9 protein-coding genes and 1 tRNA gene are annotated in these 19,501 nt (G+C 59.4%); 1 reads left to right on the top strand and 9 read right to left on the bottom strand.

Annotated elements, in window-relative coordinates; genetic code table 11:
• A partial coding sequence (locus JNN07_27675) for a relaxase domain-containing protein (GenBank protein ID MBL9171543.1) occupies window positions 1-2,364 on the top strand: 2,364 nt, incomplete at its 5' end.
• Window positions 2,365-3,195: 831 nt separating this feature from the next.
• Here JNN07_27675 and JNN07_27670 read toward each other — a convergent pair.
• The 9 genes from JNN07_27670 to JNN07_27630 all read right to left on the bottom strand — a co-directional run bounded on the left by JNN07_27670 (window position 3,196) and on the right by JNN07_27630 (window position 19,386).
• Window positions 3,196-4,047 carry a tyrosine-type recombinase/integrase gene (locus tag JNN07_27670; GenBank protein MBL9171542.1) on the bottom strand — a complete coding sequence of 284 codons (852 nt, stop codon included), beginning with the start codon at window positions 4,045-4,047 and terminating at the stop codon, window positions 3,196-3,198.
• A gap of 333 nt (window positions 4,048-4,380) precedes the next feature.
• A tRNA-Thr gene (locus tag JNN07_27665) sits at window positions 4,381-4,455 on the bottom strand.
• A gap of 387 nt (window positions 4,456-4,842) precedes the next feature.
• Window positions 4,843-11,139 carry a lamin tail domain-containing protein gene (locus tag JNN07_27660; GenBank protein MBL9171541.1) on the bottom strand — a complete coding sequence of 2,099 codons (6,297 nt, stop codon included), beginning with the start codon at window positions 11,137-11,139 and terminating at the stop codon, window positions 4,843-4,845.
• 243 nt (window positions 11,140-11,382) lie between these two features.
• Window positions 11,383-12,414 (bottom strand): ABC transporter permease, encoded by a 1,032-nt coding sequence (locus JNN07_27655; protein MBL9171540.1) that lies wholly within the window; start codon window positions 12,412-12,414, stop codon window positions 11,383-11,385.
• 29 nt (window positions 12,415-12,443) lie between these two features.
• Window positions 12,444-13,373 carry an ABC transporter permease gene (locus JNN07_27650; protein ID MBL9171539.1) on the bottom strand — a complete coding sequence of 310 codons (930 nt, stop codon included), beginning with the start codon at window positions 13,371-13,373 and terminating at the stop codon, window positions 12,444-12,446.
• Complete coding sequence (locus tag JNN07_27645) at window positions 13,370-14,899, bottom strand: sugar ABC transporter ATP-binding protein (protein MBL9171538.1); 1,530 nt, start codon at window positions 14,897-14,899, stop codon at window positions 13,370-13,372. The genes JNN07_27650 and JNN07_27645 overlap by 4 nt, the downstream gene beginning before the upstream one ends.
• A gap of 1 nt (window position 14,900) precedes the next feature.
• Window positions 14,901-16,169 carry an L-rhamnose isomerase gene (locus JNN07_27640; protein ID MBL9171537.1) on the bottom strand — a complete coding sequence of 423 codons (1,269 nt, stop codon included), beginning with the start codon at window positions 16,167-16,169 and terminating at the stop codon, window positions 14,901-14,903.
• 59 nt (window positions 16,170-16,228) lie between these two features.
• Window positions 16,229-17,278: an MBL fold metallo-hydrolase gene (locus tag JNN07_27635; protein ID MBL9171536.1), complete on the bottom strand. Its 1,050-nt coding sequence runs from the start codon at window positions 17,276-17,278 to the stop codon at window positions 16,229-16,231.
• A gap of 299 nt (window positions 17,279-17,577) precedes the next feature.
• The gene (locus JNN07_27630; GenBank protein ID MBL9171535.1) at window positions 17,578-19,386 is read right to left on the bottom strand and encodes a family 43 glycosylhydrolase; all 1,809 of its coding nucleotides are present in this window, start codon (window positions 19,384-19,386) and stop codon (window positions 17,578-17,580) included.
• Window positions 19,387-19,501 lie beyond the last annotated feature (115 nt).

Raw genomic sequence — 19,501 nt, 5'->3', positions numbered from 1 at the left:
ACCCAGAATGTCGCCGCTGCCCTATTCCGTCACGAAACCTCCCGGGCTATGGATCCGCATCTTCATACCCATTGCATCGTCTTCAACGCGACCTATGACGCCACCGAGAGCTGTTGGAAGGCCCTCCAGAACCACGACATGCTGGTAGCGTCCCGTTTCGTGCAAAATGTGTATTATCATGAGCTGACCCGCAAACTCCGCCGCTTTGGCTATTCGATCACCAACACGCCACGCGGAGATTTCGAACTCGATGGTGTGGCTCCGGAGTTGATCCAGAAGTTCTCGAAACGCCACCGCCAAATCGATGATCAAACCCAAAAGCTCCTAGAAGCATCACCCGACAAATCCGAATCGAACCTGGCAGAGATTCGCGATTACATCGCTCATAAGCATCGGGCTCAGAAGTCTGGCGAGCCCAGCTCGGAGGAACTGCAGAGCCATTGGCAGAGCCAACTTACCCCTCTCGAGTCGGAATCATTAACCCAATTGACCGGTCCGGTAACGTCCGAACTCCCAGCGCAACGCGGTTTGGCCGAGAAGGCGCTGATCTGGGCCGAAGACCACCTGTTCGATCGGCACTCGGTAGTGCGTGAGACCGACCTCTGGCGCCATGCTTTGGAGTTCGCCCGAGGCGAGGACATTCCGGTCTCGGAACTACAATCCTGCAGTCGGGCACGAAACTACCTTCGCGACGAACGCCGACCCGGTTTCGTCACCACAAAGGCTGTTCTCGAGCGGGAAAAGGCAATTGTTCAGCTGGCCCGCTCGGGTGTGGGCGCATCCCATCCTCTTTGTGCCCATTACACTCTCCGGAACCAAGCGCTGGATCCGGAGCAACGGAAGGCTGTGGATCGACTGGTTCGTTCTTGCAACTTCATGTCGCTATTCCGCGGCGGGGCAGGAACTGGGAAGAGCTACACCCTGCGCGAGGTCCACGACATCCTCCGGACGAGCGGTCGAGGGGTTCTCGTCCTGGCTCCCCAACGCCAACAAGTCATCGATCTGGAGAAGGATGGTTTTCAGCAAACTGCCACCGTGAGTGCTTTCCTCGCCCAGCCGGAAATGAAAAGAGGCACCGTCGTCATCGTGGATGAGGCAGGCCAACTCGGCGGGAAGCAAATGATCGCTCTGATCGAAAAGATCAAGATCGGGTCAGGGCGATTAATCCTGTCCGGTGATACGCGCCAGCATGGGCCGGTTGAAGCGATGGACGCCATGCGCGCCATCGAGAAGTATTCCGGGTTGGAGCCTATCGAACTCACCACGATCCGCCGCCAAAATCCAGAGCTGGCTAAGACCAGAAAGGAACGAGAGCGGATCAAACAATACCGCCGCGCCGTGCGCGAAGCCCGGGACGGCAAGGTTTTCGAATCCTTCCAGCGACTCGACCGTCAGGGAGCCATAAGAGAGTCGGGAACCGAGGACCACGGCAAAAGTTTGATCGACTGTTATCTGAACCAAGTAGACCGCGGAGATTCGACCGTCATCGTTTCCCAGAGTTGGGATGAGATTCATCGCATCAACGAATCGGTGCGAGCCGCACTGAAAGAACGCAAGAAAGTCGGCGAGATCGAGACATCGCTATCGACCCTGGTCCCTCGCGACGCTACGGATGCGCAGAAACGAGACCCGCGCACCTACACGCACCAAACACGCGTCGTGTTTAATCGGAACGTCCGTGGCTTCGAGAAGGGAGACCAGGCCCGTCTGGTATCTGTCACTGACACCCATCTCGAGGTTGCTCAGGGCTCGAAGACAGCCTCCATCCCCTTCAAGCACCTCGAGAGACTATCGCTTTGCGAGCAGAAAGAACTCAACATCGCCAGCGGAGACCGTCTCCAACTCAAAGCAAACGGCGTCAGCGCGGACGGACGTCGGCTAGCGAACGGCGAACTGGTCACGGTGAGACGAGTCTTAAAGGACGGAAACCTACAGTTAACAGATGGCCGCGTTCTAGGCGCGTCTTTCCGTCAACTTGTCCGGGGCTATGCCGTGACATCCTACGGAGCCCAGGGAAAGACGATGGACCAAGTCATCTTCTCAGATTCCTCCGTTCAAGCCGCTACCAGCCGCGAGCAGTGGTACGTAACGATTTCACGCGGGAGGAAGGGTGTCCACATCTTCACCCGCGACAAAGCCCAACTACGTGAGAGCATCACCCGAAGCAGCACCCGGCCGTTAGCGATGGAACTGAGATTACCGAACCCGCCAGCAGTCTCACAGAGGGCATACGGCGTTTTCCAGGATCAAATTGGAACTCCTGCTCGACCACAACGCCGCATCGATCCTGCAAAGGTCTCACATCGTGCAGTTGCGGAAATACCACGCCCTCACCCCCAACGAAGAGGGGTGCGTACCGGGTAATGAACGGGGCTGGTTCCTCTTCAAGCAGGCGGGTAGCGGCACGGAAATGCCAGAAAATGGAAAGCTTGCTCGCGAATGTTTGCCGCCGTCGGATGCGTGTCAAATGGTTGGGCAGATGCATGTTATCCTCCCAGAATTGCATGTCCGGGACAGGTAGTGGCCTGCCAAGCCGCTGCAGCAGTCGAAAAGCAGGATTACCGACCTCGATTCCTGTGGTTAACGTCGAATATCACGATGAGCGCGGTTCCATTTGGATGCCCTGAGCTAAGCCGAACGGGTTGCCGAAAGCCGCTGCTTTCCTCCTCTCCTTCGGAGGCACTGCGTTGTCCCAGCCCGAGGGTTAGGTGGTGCCTATCTCTATTCTGTGCCCTCGTTTTCCCCGCGCTTTGCTGTCTTGCGTCGAGCCCTGACGGCCGCAGCGAGTCGTCGAATTCACGCCTGCCACCAGGGGAGGAGGTGTTCAGCGGGTCGAATCTCATCCACCTCAACATCACGATCTCAAGCAACGAGCTTGCCGACCTCCGAGTATATCCAAGACGATATGTCCCGGTGCTGGTTGTAGAAGGGAGCAACCAATGGAGTCAGGTAGGGCTGCACCGCGTTTCGGAGGAGCAACGGGTAGTCGGGAGAGTTGCTCGGGAATTCCTCAACAGACCCGCCGCTTTGACAGGTATTGAAGCGGCTCGCTTTGTTGGCCCCTGCCCTTCCTGCCAACATTTCCATTAAAAGTTTCGAGCCACTTTTGGAACCATCAATGACCATATTCTTCAAGTGGGGGCAACTCCACATTCGCATATGTGGCGTAACGCAAACCCTCCCATTTTTCATCGATTACTCATTATTGCCTGCAACCAAATTACGATTCTCGTAACTCTCCAGCGCAGGAATTACCACCTGAGCTCCCCGTGCATAAGACCGATGCACAGCCTTGCTGCTATGCCCTAAAGCTTCTTGGGCGAATCGTTCGGGAAACCCGCACTTTTTCGCCCGTTCCGCCCAAGCGTAACGGTATGAGTGCAAAGAGAGTCCCTGGAACCCGAGTCCTTTCATGCGGCGATGAAATTCTTTACAGCGATGCTTTTCGTGCATCAAAGCGAGGCGAGGAAACAGAAATCCTTTTCGGGGGAGTTTCTCCAGTAAGAGCGCTATAACGTTTTCGAAGTGGAGTCGGGCGATTGTGCCGGTCTTCTGACGATGATAGGCGATCACTCGCGTTTCCCAGTCAATATCTTCGGCTTTTAAAGTTGCGACATCAGATTGCGAACCACCCAGGTGCCACATGAGATCATAAAAATGTCTCGTTTCCTCATTCGGCTCTCGCGCCAATAGCGCCTGATGTTCTTCCCATTTAATAGATCGTCTGATTTGGTGCTTGAGGGCAGGCCACCGCTTCTTGGGTAGGAGCGGCCATGGGAGCCAGGACATGTCCAACGCGAAGTTGTGCATGCGCCGCAAAAACACGTTGGTAGAGATGGTACCCGCATCCAAGACTTTCAACAAGTGATCGGCTCGTGTTTCGATGATCACCAAGTCGCGAATCAAGTTGAAAGCCGGGTCGCGAACAGCAAATCCCCATCGTTCTAGAGTCGCGCCCTGTTTGAGTTTTCCCATCTCGGCCATGACGTGCGACCAAGTCCGCGTGCCAATGTTGGGATCGGATCCAGCTAGGTAGGCGCGGGCCATCTGCAAACCAATCTGGGGTTGGCGTTCTACCTCGTTCTTGGCATGAAGGATCCTTTGAGCAGTTGGTCGATCTTTGGTGCGCAGACTCTCTTGCTTCCCAGTGGCATTGTTCTGACACCAAAACACTCCATTTCGACGGAACAAGCGGTAGGCATTTTTCATAGGCTCAGTGATTCAAAGCCTACGGAATCCAAAAGACTCACTGTTAGCGGATAGTCGGCGAGTAGACGCGAGTACTTCGAGAGTTATGCATAGTAAACGCGACTGCTGACGTTGTTGCTGACAGTTGCCCCGAGCCTCCACAGAAAACCTTGGTTCCCAAGAACCAAGAGATGGAGCCAGCTGTCGGGATTGAACCGACGACCCACGGTTTACAAAACCGTTGCTCTACCGCTGAGCTAAGCTGGCCCAAGACTGCCCTAGGCTTCGGCAAATCTAGTCAGATCCACCCCCAACGCAAGCTCGGAAAGAGCCCAGACAGGGCCGGGCCTTCAGCCCTTGATGCCAGGGCGTTGGGACACCTGGGGTTTGTCACCCCAGGCTGGAATGGAACGCACCGTTGGTGCTCAGGACAACGCGTCACCGGCCCAATGCCAACCCCGCCTAGAATGTTGGCACCAAAGTCCTAGGGATGCGATGAAGCAGAGCAGACCGAACCTGACCTGTCTGAATGTATTTCCCCGCCCCGACCCCGAGTCGGGGTGATATTGGCAGGCCGGGGCCCAGTAAAACCTGGAGCCAAGGATTAGCTCCGGCGGGCACCCTGCAGAACGATGCACTAAGTCCGACGGCCTGCTAAGGGAAACGTGGGGTCTGGAGTCGATAATACTCCGCGCTCGGCGAACTGACTCGGTTGGTCAGGCTGATGACGGTATTGGTCGGACTGGCACTGAAATGCCAACGCTTCTGCCACGCGGCCGCACCGGTCCCCGCCTCGCCACCCGCCCACACTGCGTAGGTGCGATTCGACATCGCTTGCCAGGATAACACGACCCCGAGATCGCCGGCCTCCCGACTTAACCGAGTCTCCTCAAACCGCAGATAGCTGAAGCGATCCTTTGGATCGGTCCCGGCCAAATACTCGTCCCGGTTGCTAACGCCGTCGCCATCCGCGTCGGAAACCGCGTCCCCTGACAGCGCAGGATCAAATCCGTTGGCTGACTCCCAAACGTCCGCCATGCCGTCACGATCCGCATCAATCAACACGGCAACCACCGCCACTCGGCTGGTAACCGAGCCCGCGGAATTCCCCACCACCACGCTGTAGTTCCCGACGTTGGCCAAGCTGCTGTTGCTGATAACCAGCAAAGCATTGGTTTGCGAACCGAGCACGGTGGTTCCTCGACGCCAGCGATAGGTTAAAGGTGCTGTACCCTCAGCTTCCACCCCCAGTCGAAGGCTCTCCCCCACCAGCACCGTGGTACTGTCCGGGGAGAGGATCACCTGAGGTGGGAGCACCACCGTGAGCAGCGCAGCACGACTCAACATGGGTCCCACATCGTCGCGGACTTCAACGTCGTAAATTCCCTGCTGGTCCAACTGAACAGACGACAGGGCCAGATTGGTTCCAGTGGCACCCTCCAAAGGAACCCCGTTGAATCGCCATTGGTAGCGCAACGGCCCACTGCCCAGAGCCCCCACGGTAAACGTTACATTCGTTCCCACCCGGGCCAAGCGGTCCGCCGGCTGTTGGGTGATAAACGGGGGCAAGCGCAGGGTGAGAACCGCATTGGTACTGCGAGCCGAGCCATAGGCGTTCAGTACGCGAACGCTGTAGGCTCCAAACTGGTCCGGCGACACCGAGGACCACCGCAAGACCGCGTTGGTTGCGCCCGGAATGGGTTGTTCCTCGTGAAACCACTGATAGTAGAGAGGCGCGCTGCCCGCAGCCGCCGCGGTCAATTCCACAGTCTGGAAGGCAACCGCGGTCACAGATGATGGAACGCGCGTGAGTTGCGGTGCCGTCCCCTGCCCGAGGTCGGTAACCCGGCCCGGAGATGCAACGGCAGCCACCCACGAGGCGGGATCGTTACCAAAGGAAAGCCCAGCTCTCACGCGCTGCCAGGAAGCTCCATCCCCATCCGCTCCCAGAAAACCCAACGATGCTCCATAGTCCACTCGATCGACCAGGGTATGAATGGCATTGGTGGCCGGACTAGGCAGCGGACGCGACAGGGTGACTGTGCCTGATCGGTTGCCCAATTCGCCGGACCAGGGACCCACAATGGTCACCTCGGGTCCGACCCCATACCACGAACGAAAGGCCGCCAAGGCTCCGGGATCGAGCACCGGGTCAAAACCCACAATGAGCAGCGTGGAACTGGCCGGAAGGGTAAGGCTGACAGGAAGGTCAAAATCCACATCCCCGCGCAGCCTCCAGGAATTGCCATCCGCCGCGCCAGCGTTCAAGGTCACCGCCGAATCACCTCGGTTCCACAATTCCACATACTCCCAATTCTCAGCCGCCCCCGGCCAGGCGGACATCGGCTGCGACATGAACTCGGAGATAACCACGGGCCCGACCCGCGGCTCGCGATTCACCGAGCCCAGGGTGGGCTGCGATTGAGCGGCGAAGTGGGCACGCCCCAGGGAATCCATCCAGCGTCCCAGCGTGACCCCGGCTTCCACCGCGCCGAACACAAAGCCGTCGTAATAGCCGGTCAGGTCTCCTGAAACCGGATCGGCGCTGAATAGCCAGATTTCGTCACCATCCGCCGCCAACTGGAAGCCATTGTTCTGGGCGTTGAAGAGTGTTTCGTCCAAAACCAAATACCCCCCTGCCCCCAAGGAGGTGTTGTTCGGAATGCGGTACTTCCTGGGCTCGCGGAAGTCGTCGGTAAGGAACCACCCGGCCAGAGTGGCGGGTGCCGCCCCGGTATTGAGCAGCTCGATGGCGTCCCGCCCTCCCGCCGATGGAGCGCTCAAAATCTCGCTCACCACAACTCTCGACACCGCGGGTGCCGGAGGATCGGTGACGCCGGGAGAACCTCCCAACCGACCACTGGCGCGCCAGGATGCAGGATCGGACAGATCAAGATCCACCGCGGTCTCGTCGCTGCGAACCAGCGTGAAGCCATGGGCTCGCACCATGGGATACCAGTCCACGTCATACTCAAAATCGAAGACCACTTCTCCCAACGAATCCACCAGGCGAAGGGCCTCTTTCCCATTCTCCAGCGAGCCCACATAGGGTCCCAGCACGCGGGCGGTGACCTGCGGATAGCGCGCGGCGAAGGCGTTGGGGTTGCGCGCCAGGATTACCCGTTCGTTCGGCAACAGTGTCACCGCAGCCGCCCCAGAGAACGCGAAATCAAGCCCACGGGTGAAGCGAGCTTGAGTGAGATCGGCGGACTGGGAAACGGAGGAGTTCCAGAGTTCAATGAATTCAAAGTCCTCGGCAGGAAAGGCATCGCCCGCCCGAGCGAGCGGCGTCGGAAGCACTTCAGTGATTTGAACGGATCGTTGGACACTGCTGGGCGCACCATTGAAATTGGTTCGGGCCAGCTCCCAACCGGTTTCGGTGTGCAGAACCAAGGAGCCGCCGCGGGCCGACAGCTGACCCCGGTAATCACCCTGTACGAACAGGGCTTGACCGCCGCGGGGACCGGCAGATCGGGCTCGAAACTTAGAGACCTTGGGACTCAGATAGACGATGCCGTTGGTGGGGAGGACCGTACCCGGCTTGAACGTGAACTCCACATCGCCCGCCACCTTCCATCCCGAGATGTCCACAGGGTATGGACTCCGATTCACCACCTGCACGTACTCCTCCTCAGGATCCCCCGAGGGCGGAGTGATGAGCATTTCCCCGAACGTTACGGTGGGCGCGTACGGCTGACTGCCGACGTTGGTCGTCAGAATGCCCGGAATCCGGGTGCCGGTGAGGAATCCGACCCGGGGCTTGAGGTATTCATTCAGGATTCGATCTAGGGCTTGCCGCAGGGTGTAAGTGCTGCCTCCGAAATGGGCATCGGCCTTCCACTTAGCTCGATCGAGCAACACGTCAGGAGCCAACACGGTATAAAGTTCCTCAATGCGATTCTGAAAGTAAGGCTTGGCAAGGTACTGATCCACCAAGGTCCGCACCCGCCGGATCAACATTTGTCGACTCCGCGGGGTGTTCACAATCGCCTCGAGCATCAGGTTGTACTTGCCATCATGGAGCAGGTAGGGCCGGGCTCCGATAAAGGGATGGCTAGCAATGGTGGAATCGAACACGACCGCGTCGGTATTCAAGGCATCCGGTCCAAAGGACAAGTCCAAATCCCAGGGCAGCATGCGCCATTCGCCATTCCCCTCGGTGTCCCGGTAGAGAAAGAAGTTCTTGTCGCTGCCATCGATGTTCTGCACCACGGCCACCGTGGCCATGTAGTTGATCTGCGCGGGCAGATCGATGTTGTCGAAGACAAAGGTCTCCAGCGCCGCACCTTTCAGGGTGAGACCTTTCAAAAACGCCTTGAGGTCGGTCTTGTCCTCCCACCTGCGGGTCTTTTTCTCAAACGTGGCATCCGACTCAGCATTCGACCCAGGACCGCCCTTGTAGAAGGACCCTTGATCATCCAGCCCATACCGACGAAGAAAGGCAGAGTCGGGCTGTTCAGTAAAGAGTGCGACACTATAGAACTTTCCATTTTGTTCCAGACGGACGGGGAAAATCTCCGGGGAAGGCATGCCGGCGTCCCATTGATGTTCGGAAACCAGCTGGGCTCGCACGTAGGATTTATCGGTGTAGGTGGTGTTCCAATCAAATTCCGTCACCCGTGGGACGTTGGGGTGGATGCGAAACTCATGCTCTTCGGGCAGCTCCACCTTATAGCTTTTTTTCGGCCAGCTGATCGATGTTCCACCCCGGATCCGGATCCGGGCGTTGTCGTAAAACTCTCCGGCGTAAAACACCGAGCATTGGGTCCCCGGATTCCCTTCCGCTGCCGCCGGCGAGCGAACAAACCATTGCATCACCGGCAACGCGCTGGTGATCGCCGGGTTGAAAATCACGGTGCCAAAATACTCTTCGTTGCGAATTCTATCCTGAAACAGCGGGAGCCGATTGGTTCGCGATGAGGTGTCCGTCGCCACGATCGCATAACGGATCATCTGGCCGGGGCCGGCTGCCGAGGCGGGAATCGTCGCACCATAGACCAGATCCCCCTTGGTTCCGTCGCCATGCTGTCCATCGTCGACCATGAGGACCGCGACCTCGTTGGAATACATGGTCCGGTAACGAAGCTGCACGGTGCCAACCGGCCCCAGGGTCGGAGTAATGCGCGCGGAAACCAATAGATCTTGATCGTCGTTCGGAACATTGGGTGTGTGGGAAACCTGGCTGATGATGGGCCCGAGTCCGGTATTCCCGTAGCGATTGTCGCGTTCGGGCGTAGGCGTCACGAAATAGGCCCACTGATTGGTGGTTTGCACGGTCGACGAGGCTTCCAAGGTCGCGTCCAGTAACAGGTCGTGATCCCCAGCTGAGGCATTCACGACCTGAATAGCCATGAGGTTGTTGCCGGGCAGAAAAAAGTCGCGGTAGCTATCCAGGTCGAGGGTTTCCCAGGTGATCGGCTCCCGCCCCGCACGCGGTTCGATGGCCACCCCGTCCCAGCTCAAAGGTTCGGGGACGTTGCGCTGGAGGATCTCATTGCCGTTGATCCAGATCTTGGCGCCATCGTCGTAACGCAGGGACAGCTGCCATCTGACGAGCTCCTGCGGGTTACTCACCACGAACGGAACGCGCAAGTAGGCACTCGACCGCTTCCCGAACAGATCGCCGGCCAAGTCCGTGCGCGGCGCCGCCCCGAAGCCAATGCCGGCCTGGTAGACGGCCACCAGTTCCTCGGAGGCGAGGCCTCGACTCCAGATGGCAACTTCGTCGATCCTACCATTCCAAACACCTCCGGCCGCCGAGATGTCGACTGCTGTACCCAAATCATTCAGCTTAGCACCAATGCTCAACACATTGGATGAGGTTTGGATGAACTGACCGGAATAAGGCTGGCTCCCGATGATTTGGCCGTCACGAAACAACCGCAGTGTGGTGCCATCGGCGGTGAAGGCCACATGATGCCACTGTCCGGTGGTCAGTGGGACGCCCTCCCGAACGTTGAATCGTCCCGCCGTGGTATTGATCAGGATCTCGAGATCGCCGGCGGTATCGCGAAGTCCCAAATGAAACTGTCCAGTGTTGGTGGAACCATTCTTCAGCACACTGGCGGAGGTGGTTCGGGCGTCGGCCCAGACCCAGGCAGAAGCGGAGAAGGCTGCCCCAGCCTTGGGGTAACTCGGAATCCGAACCGCCGCGCGTTGGGTGGTCCCACGAAAGCGAAGGGCCCGTCCGCTGAGCCCGTTGGTCCACGGGTTCGCGGTGCCCGGAAAACCGAGAGTCGATCCGTGATTGCCCAACGGCGAACTATCCGGAACGTCGACGCCATTCGTCTGATCCAATTTCCAGTAGCCAGCGAGTCCAGAGAGCATCCCGGGTTGGGGAACCGCATCCAGCGCGGGGACGGCAAATCCTACCGGCAAGGTGCCCGATCGCCAGACGGCATCCGCAAAGCCGAGCTGAGTCCAGTTCGTGCCGAGGGAATCGTCGGCGGGCACCTGAATCTTGACGGAGGCATTGGAGGAAAGGAGAGAGACCTGTCGAAGACCGGTGTCCAATCCAAAGGACACATTGTCGGACTGCGGCGGAAATGCCGGGGCGAAGGAGCTTTGGATTGTTCGGCCATCCGGGCCAACCAGCGCGAGAAACTCGCCGGTATTGCTCAGACGAAAGTTGGTGTGCAACGGGGCGCCGGCTCTTTTGCGGTCCTGACTGGACGCAAACACGACCAGGTAGCCGTTCGGAGGCAGGTTGGTGGAGGGAAATCGCCATTTGGTCAATTGGCCCGCTTCATCCGTCAGAAACCAGTTGTCCAGATTTACCGTGGATGTCCCGGTGTTGTGCAGTTCGATCCAATCGGAAAACTCGCCATCCTCGTCGACTAGTCCCTTGGTATTGGACGCCATGAACTCGGAGATGACCACGGCCGAGGGGGCGGAAGGAGCCAAGAGAAGACAGGTGAGCAACAGCGTCGGGAAGGTCAGGTTACGAATCATAGTTTCACAACAACCCCGTTAACCAGCGGTGGCTCGCCTCACGAGCAGGATCCGTCCTCCGCGACTGGACGGGGATTGAATTGAGTTACTCTGCCAAGAATCGGGCGAAATTCAACCTGGAATCGAGGGAAGCGTACTGAGTGGGGAATTATGAGTGACGAGTGACGAGTGACGAGAACTGACAACTGACAACTGACAACTGACAACTGACAACTGACAACGGCCCCCCCCTGCCCCGTGCTCTCACCCCTCGGCTGCCTCCGCCATGGGGGGCGGCTTCCTGCCGCGCGGAGCACTCCTGGCTCGCCGCGCTAAAACACTCGCGGACAAGGCCACCAGCAGCAAAGCCCCGGTCAGCATCCCCGCCATCTCCCGGGGTTGCCGAGCGTGCACCAGACCGTTGCTCAGAACCGCGATCGCCGCGACGCCCAGGAGGGTGCCATGCACAGACCCGATCCCGCCAAAGATGCTCGTCCCCCCCAAAACCACCGCCGTGATGGCGAACAATTCATATCCCATGCCCGCATCCGCCTTCGCCTGCCCAAGCCTGGCCGTATACACCACCGAAGCAACCCCCACGGCCAAACCGCACAGCACATACGTCAGCGCGATTCGGCGATCGACTGGAATGCCGGCATAGCGAGTTCCCTCGGGAGAAAAACCCAAGGCGCGAAAGCATCGTCCGTAGGACGTCCGATGCACCAACAACCAAAACCCAACCGCAGCCAGCAACAACACCGGAGCCTGGGCTGGCATGCCCAACCAACGTTCCTGTCCCAAAAACAAGAACGACGCCGGAAAATTGGTGAACGTGTCGACGCCATGAGTCATGGCTTCGGCCAGCCCCCGAAACAACGACAAGGTGCCTAGTGTGACGATCAACGGCGGCAGCCTCAGCCGGGTGATCAGCAGCGCGTTGAGACCTCCCGCTAGCCCACCCACGACAATAGTCAAGCTGGCGGCCATCCCGGGCGACAAACCCGCATCGCGCCAGAGCTTGCCAAAAATCACGGCACAGAGCCCGAGCAGCGAACCGACCGACAAATCGATTCCACCCGTCAGGATGATGGGAGTCATCGCCAAAGCCAACAGCCCGATCTCTACCGAGTGACGAACAATGTCGAAGGAGTTGTCGAGGCTGCCGAACCGAGGACCCAGGGAATTAAACAGCAGCCATTCACAAATCAACAAGACCGCCAGCAAGGTCTCGTGTTGAAGCAACGATCGACGGTTGAAGTTGGAACATTCCGATGACGTTGTGGTAGCTGAGTTCATATCAAGCGGCCTCGGTGACTATCATCCCCTTAGCGGTTATGGCGAGTCCGCCATCCATCCGCCGCCACAGCGAGCAGGATGATCAGACCTTGAATGGCTTTTTCCCAATACGCCTCCACATGGAGGTGAGTCAGGGCTGGGTTGACCGAGGCCAGCAAAAGGAGGCCAACCAGAACTCCCCACAGGCTCCCCTTCCCTCCCGAAACCGCGATGCCTCCAACCACGGCCGCGGCGATCGTTTTCATCTCCAGGCCCGACCCCGCCTTGGGATCCACCTGCGGGGATTGAACCGTGTTCATCCAAGCTGCCAACCCCGTCAGGATCCCCAGGAGCAAGAACCCGACGAACGTGACCCTGGGCGGACTTATGCCGGCCAGCCGCGCAGCTTCGGCATCGGAGCCGACCGCGTAGAGGAATCGTCCCATGGCCAAGCGCCGCGACAGGACTGCAAACAGTGTCAGCAGCGCCAAAGCCCCCAGAATCAGGGTCCATTGACCGACGGATTGCGGCAGTCCGAACCACTGATAGTTCTCCGGCAAATTCACAAACTCGCCCTGCCGCAGCCAGCGAAGTCCCTCGCGCCAGGTGACCATCGTGGCCAAGGTCACCACGATGGACGGCAGCCGAAGCCCGGCCACCAGCCAGCCGTTGATCGAGCCCAGCACGGCGCCGATGGTCATGGAAGCCGCCAGCGCGGCGGCCACCGGCCACTGGTGTGCCGCCAGCCAGCCGGCACAAACCCCGCACACCGCAAACTGAGACCCCACACTAATATCAATCTGCCGCGTCACCATCACTGCCGCCATGCCGCACGCCACCACCAAGGTGGGCGCCTCGCGACTCAGCAAGGAGAGCAGCGGCTGAGCCTGGAAAAATCCGGGCGCAAAAACCGCCAACACGCCCAGCCACAGCAGGAGAGCCGCAGCAACGGATAACTCCCGGAAGTAGCCGCGGCTCATCGAACCACCTCCGCAGCCCCGGCCGGCCCCTGCCCTAACGCCGCCGCCATCACCTGCTGCGCCGACGAGCCGCCCGGCAACATCGAAATCAACCGACCACCGCGCATCACACCGATCCGATCGCTCATGCCCAGAATCTCCGGCAGGTCGCTGGAAATCATGAGCACCGCCAAGCCCCGCTTGGCCAGGGCTCGAATGATGCGATGAATCTCGGACTTCGCTCCCACATCCACGCCTTGGGTCGGTTCATCCAGAATGAGGAACTTGGGCTCAGCGGCTAGCCAGCGGGCCAGCGCCACCTTTTGTTGATTGCCGCCCGACAGCGACGTTCCGGGTGCCTCGGGTGACGAGGTTTTAATCCCCAGCTCGCCGATCAGACGTTCGGTCAGCTCCCGCTCGGCGCGGAGCCGAAGCCAGGATCCGGGGAACAGACGCTCATGGATGGCCATGGACACGTTGGCCGTGAGGGGCAGATCGAGAATCACCCCGTGGCGCCTTCGATCCTCCGGAACATACGCAATTCCCAAACTCACCGCCTCGCGCGGGGACCGAATCGCCACTTCCTGCCCGCAAAAGGTGATCACACCCTGGTCCGCCGGTGTGATTCCGAAGAGCACACGCGCCAGCTCGGTTCGGCCGGCGCCAACCAATCCGGCCAGACCGACCACTTCTCCCGAGCGGACTTCCAAATCGACGGCATCCACGCCACCCGCCACGCAGCCAAGCCCGCGCAAGGCGAGCACCACCTCTCTCGGTTGACTTTCGGACGGCGGATAAATCTGAGCGACCTCCCGACCGACCATCTTCTCGATGAGTTGCGCCTCGGTCATGGCGCGCACTTCCCAAGTTCCCAGGCTCTCGCCATCGCGCAGGACCGTTACCCGATCGGCCAGTTGAAAGATCTCCTCCAACCGATGCGTGATATAAATGACCCCAATCCCGTTCGCGCGCAGGTCGCGCACTACGCCGAAGAGCCGCTCCTGATCCGGTCGTGTCAGCGAGGCGGTCGGCTCATCCATGATGACGATCCGAGCGCCGGCCCCCAAAGCACAGGCCATCTCCACCAACTGCTGTTGGGGCATGGACAGCGACCGCACTTCGGTTTCCGGAGCGAAAGTCGCTCCGACCCGATCCAGCAAGGCCTGAGCCTGCTGCCGACGATGCGGCCAGCGCAGCCAGCGGCATCCGGTGGATGGTTCGAGCCGCAGGGCCAGGTTTTCAGTCACCGTGAGGTCGGGAAACAGCGCCGGCTGCTGATAGAGACAGCTCACCCCAAGAGACCGGGCGCGCGCGGGACTGAACTCGTCGATGAGCTGGCCGGCAATGCGCATCCGTCCACCATCGGGAGCATGAGCGCCCGCAATGGTCTTGATCAAGGTCGACTTCCCGGCGCCATTCTCTCCCAGCAAGGCATGAACCTCGCCGGGGCGGAGTGAGAAAGAAACACCCCGGAGGGCACGGACCGCTCCGAAGGACTTCGTCACCCCCTGAAGCTCGAGCAATGAACTGCCGATGTCAGTGTCCACCCTAACTTCTCCCGGACAACACCCGCCGCTCGTATTCCTTAACGCTGGCCAGCCAAGCCTGGCCGACAGGAACATCCGACTCGAGGCAGTATTGATCCCAGACCGCTCCAAACGGCAGGGTCTTCAATTCCTCCAGCAGCGCGAGCCGCGAGGTGTAATCACCTGCCCGTTCCAACCGACGCAGCGTGTCCGCGGGCTCCAGCAAGGCCAGCAGCAGGGCCTTGCTCAGGCAACGAGTGCCAATCACCCAGGCCGCTATCCGGTTAATGCTCGCATCAAAGAAATCGAGGCCGAGGTGAACGCGCTTCTCAAACCCACCGCGAATGACTTCCTGGGCGATCGCTTCCAGATCGTCCGTCAAGGTAACCACATGGTCGCTGTCCCAGCGAATGCCTCGGCTTACATGCAGCAACAGTTGATCGATCCACTGCAGCACAGAGGAGATTTTGTCCGCAATGGTTTCCGTCGGGTGGAAATGCCCGGCATCCAGACAGAGCAGTTTCTGATTCCGGATCGCATAGCCGAGGTAATACTCATGGGATCCTACCACATAGCTCTCAGAGCCCAGCCCGAACAGCTTGCACTCCACCGCATCTAGGTTGTGGCGTGGGTTCACTTTCCCCGCGAAAATTTGATCCAGTGACTCCGTGAGTCGCTCCCGGGGCGCGACTCGATCGATGGGAGTATCCTTGTAACCATCGGGAATCCAAAAATTGGTGACACACGGGCTGCCCTGGCGCTTGCCGAAGGCGGCGCCGATCCGGCGACAAGCGATGCCATGCTCCACCCAGAAACGGCGGATGGCAGGATCGCGATGTGCGAGAGTAAAACCATCGGCCGCCAGGGGATGCGAAAAGTAGGTGGGGTTGAAGTCGAGTCCCAGGCCGCGACGGGATGCCCAATCCATCCAGGAGCGGAAATGTCGCGGCTCAAGATCCGTTCGCTCCACGCGCTGGCCTCCGGTTTCGGCATACGAGGCGTGCAGATTCAAGCGGTGAGAGCCCGGAATGAGAGCCAAGGCTTGATCCAAATCCTGTCGCAGCTCGTCCGGGTTTCGCGCTTTGCCAGGATAGTTTCCCGTGACCGCCAGTCCACCCCCCAGTTCCGTGCCTTGGGCCTCAAATCCCCCCACATCGTCGCCTTGCCAGCAATGGAGAGAGATGGATATGCGCCGGACTCGGTTGAGTGCAGATCGCACATTCACCCCCAGAGCCGCATATTGCTCTTCCGCACGCCGAAACGCCTGTGACATCCGCTTAGAATCCGCCATAGAGTTGTGGGCGTATTACGTCGGGAAGTCGTGGCTCTGCCAAGGAATTAGTCGCGAGGCTAGCGCCGGGAAACCCGCTCGAGAACCACGTCGTTGGCCAGTTCCCGCGTGCGCTGACGCAACTGCTCCAGCGGACGCAGGGCCGCCGACTTCTCCGCCGGCGGCTTTCCGGAAAGCTCCTCGTGAACTTTCTGAACCTGCGCTTCAAACATGCCCCCGAGATAGCGCTCCAGACGCTCCTGGGAGCGGATCGTGCGCTTCAGGGCGTCGATTGAGGCCTTCGCCTTCACATCCTCCAAGCCCTTGCCCTGATCGACGAGCGCTTTGACCTCGCGCCGGAGCGTCACGAAGAAGTTCAACTGGTCCTCCAATACCTCCGGCCCGCCGACGGGGCCATGGCCGGGGCAGATCAACTTCGGTTCGAGTTTGAGAGCGGCCTGCAACGTTTGGATCCACGCTTCGACGCTGCCATCGCCCACATAATTGAAAGGTCCATTCACACAGGCATCGCCGGTAAACAAGATACGTTCTTTAGGCAGCCAGGCCCAACCGTCCCCGTGGGTGTGGGCGACGCCCAGATGCAGCAGCTCGACGCGATGGGTTCCGTCATCGAACACCAGATCCTTGCGAAACAGCAGGCTCGGCGCCTTCAACTGACTGGCGCGAACGTCTTCCCGACCTTTGGCTGCGTCTTCCCACCGGCCGGGCTTGTCTCCGTAACGCCCCGTCTCATAGCGCTTCATCTCGGCGAGCACGCCTTCGTGGGCCACCACCACCGCCCCGCTGTCCGCCCAGATCTGGTTCCCATAGGCATGGTCTCCATGGTGGTGGGTATCGAACACGAAGCGGATCGGCTTATCGGTGATCGCGCGAATCTTCGGAATGACTTCCTTGGCTCCCGATGGAAAATTGGCATCGACCACGAGGACATAATCCTGGAACACGATCCACCCATTGTTGCAATGGGCGCGCCGGCCCAGGTCGCCTTCATGAAAATAGACGTCCGGAGCTACCGTCTCGACTTTATTGACTTCGGCGAAGCCGGGGACCGCACCTAGCAGCAGGGTCAGAGACCCAGCCCAAGCAAGAGAGACGAGTATGGAGCGCATGAGGTCGAATCGTCGCTGGGCCGTTTGAAATGTCAATGCGGTACGCGGGAGAGGCTCGTTGGGGTTATGCTGCAAAACGGGTGAGGCAGTTCAAGGCACTGGGTTGCGAGCCACAAGCTACCCCCGAGAAAGCTGAATAGTTAACTCCGTACGGGGAGCGGACGGTTCGGGGGTATGGAGTTCCTGCTTTAGCAGGTCCCCACGCGCGATCTCACTTCGTTGCCGACTCCGCCTGAAGGCGGAACTCCCTACAAGGAAACCATTCCTACGCCCACCGTAGCCTTCTCACGGTCCGTCTCCTACCGCTCCACGCGCACCACGGGACTCACGGTCGAAACGCCGTTCTCATTGAACGCCTCGATCGCGAAACTGTAGGGCTGTCCGATGCTTAACGCACGCAGCTCCAACGCAGGCCGTTGGTCAGCGAACACCTGGTAGGTTTGATACAGCTTATCATCTCTGATGCCCCAGAGAATATTGTAGCCAACCGCGCCAGGAACATCCTCCCAGCTCAAAAAGGCGTTGCGCGGGTCATTTCCGTCCCGGCGAACGGTGAGGTTGGAAGGTGTGGAAGGTGCCGCGCCGCCTCCATGACCGAACACGCGGAGGTCACTAATGGCCAGATGCGGCGACGCGACGTAGCCATGCTCATACTTCACATAGCGTGCTTTCACCGGTTGGGACAGCTCGAGATACGCGTTCGGCCGATCCCGCTTCTCCGAGGTGAGATCCACCACAACATCCCACTTCTTGCCATCCAGCGAGGTGTGCAACTTGAACTGGGTGTAGACCGAGGCATCGCTGGCATAGATCCCGGATTTGTAGTCGGTATAGTTCACTTGAATCGCCCGCACCTCACTCGGCCGCCCGAGATCGACCGTCACCCACTCTCCAGCCCGGTTGGAATCGGCCACCCAATAGCTGCGCGGATTCTCGTCCGTAACGTTGGCAGCTCCGTACACGCTGCGAAACGACGAACTGGTGACGGGCTTGCGATAGGAAAGCAGCATCCATCCCGTGAAGGATTCATCGCGTCGGCTCCACTTCCGAGTGGGCAGGAAGTGCGGAAAATCGGCGAACCGAGTGCTGGCGAACAAGAGACCGTCGTCGTCAAACCCCGCCGGCACCATGGAAATGCGGCGCTCGAAATCGAAGTTCACCGCCCACCAAGGGGTGCCGGTGTTAAAGAAATTTCCAAAATTGTCCTGAAAGGTGTTGCCGTGTCCGACGCCGGTCATGAAGCCTCCGGGTTTGTAGGCCACCGGATTGTTGGGTGCATACACAAACGGTCCGAGCGGACCGTCGCCGATGTAGGTCCCGTTCCCGTAGACGTTGTATTCCGTCCCGGGAGCACCGTACTGAAGGTAGTACTTACCTCGATGCTTGGTCATCCAAGCTCCCTCCATGAAGGGAGTGATCGAGCTCATATGATTGGGACCAAACCGTTCCCAACCATGTTGGTCGGGATGCAGCTTGATCAGCTCGCTCGAAGTGCCGACGTAGGTCAACTGCTGGGAGGGATCCAATTCGATGCCGTAGATGGGATAGACATTCGAAGACCCATAATACATGAACCACCGACCGGTATCGTCATCATGAAAAATCGCCGGATCCCAAGGGCCGGCGCCGCCGGGCACTTGCGGCAGCAGCGGGTTGAGCTGCTCGAGTCGGCCCGTCTCGGGAGCGCTGGTCACCCAGATCGGACGACGTTCGAAGGTGGATTGAAAGAGGTAAAGTTTTCCGCCCACGCTGAGCGCAGCTGGAGCGCACATATCCTCCTTGGGCCAGTGATGTGGCGTCACGTCGGGTTTGATGAACCGCCAGTTGACCAAGTCTTTGGAGTGCCACCAGCCGCCCGAGATCGTGACAAACATGTAGTACTCGCCCCGATGATTCACGATCACGGGGTCTGCGCCGGATCGAAAGGAGATCCCGCGCGCCTTCTGCTCAAAATTGTATTGGTAGTTGATGTCGACCGGATTGCACCAGGTCTTCTGCCCAACGAACTGGGCGGAGGTTCCGAAGGCGCCAAGGAACAGGCCAAGGCCCAGAAGGAAGGCTTGGGGCGAACGTCGCGGGCGACGGCTATTCGGGAAGAACGTGCGCATGTGTGGGTCCAATAAAGCAGAACAGTTTCGCCGGCTGAAGCAGTTTTTGAGGGGGAGGTGAATATGTGGAAAGCCGCAACTTAACCACAACTCCTGAAGAGCGGCACCGAGTTGG

The organism is Verrucomicrobiales bacterium, from assembly GCA_016793885.1.
Taxonomy (GTDB): domain Bacteria; phylum Verrucomicrobiota; class Verrucomicrobiia; order Limisphaerales; family UBA11320; genus UBA11320.
This window is presented reverse-complemented; position numbering and strand designations above follow the sequence as displayed.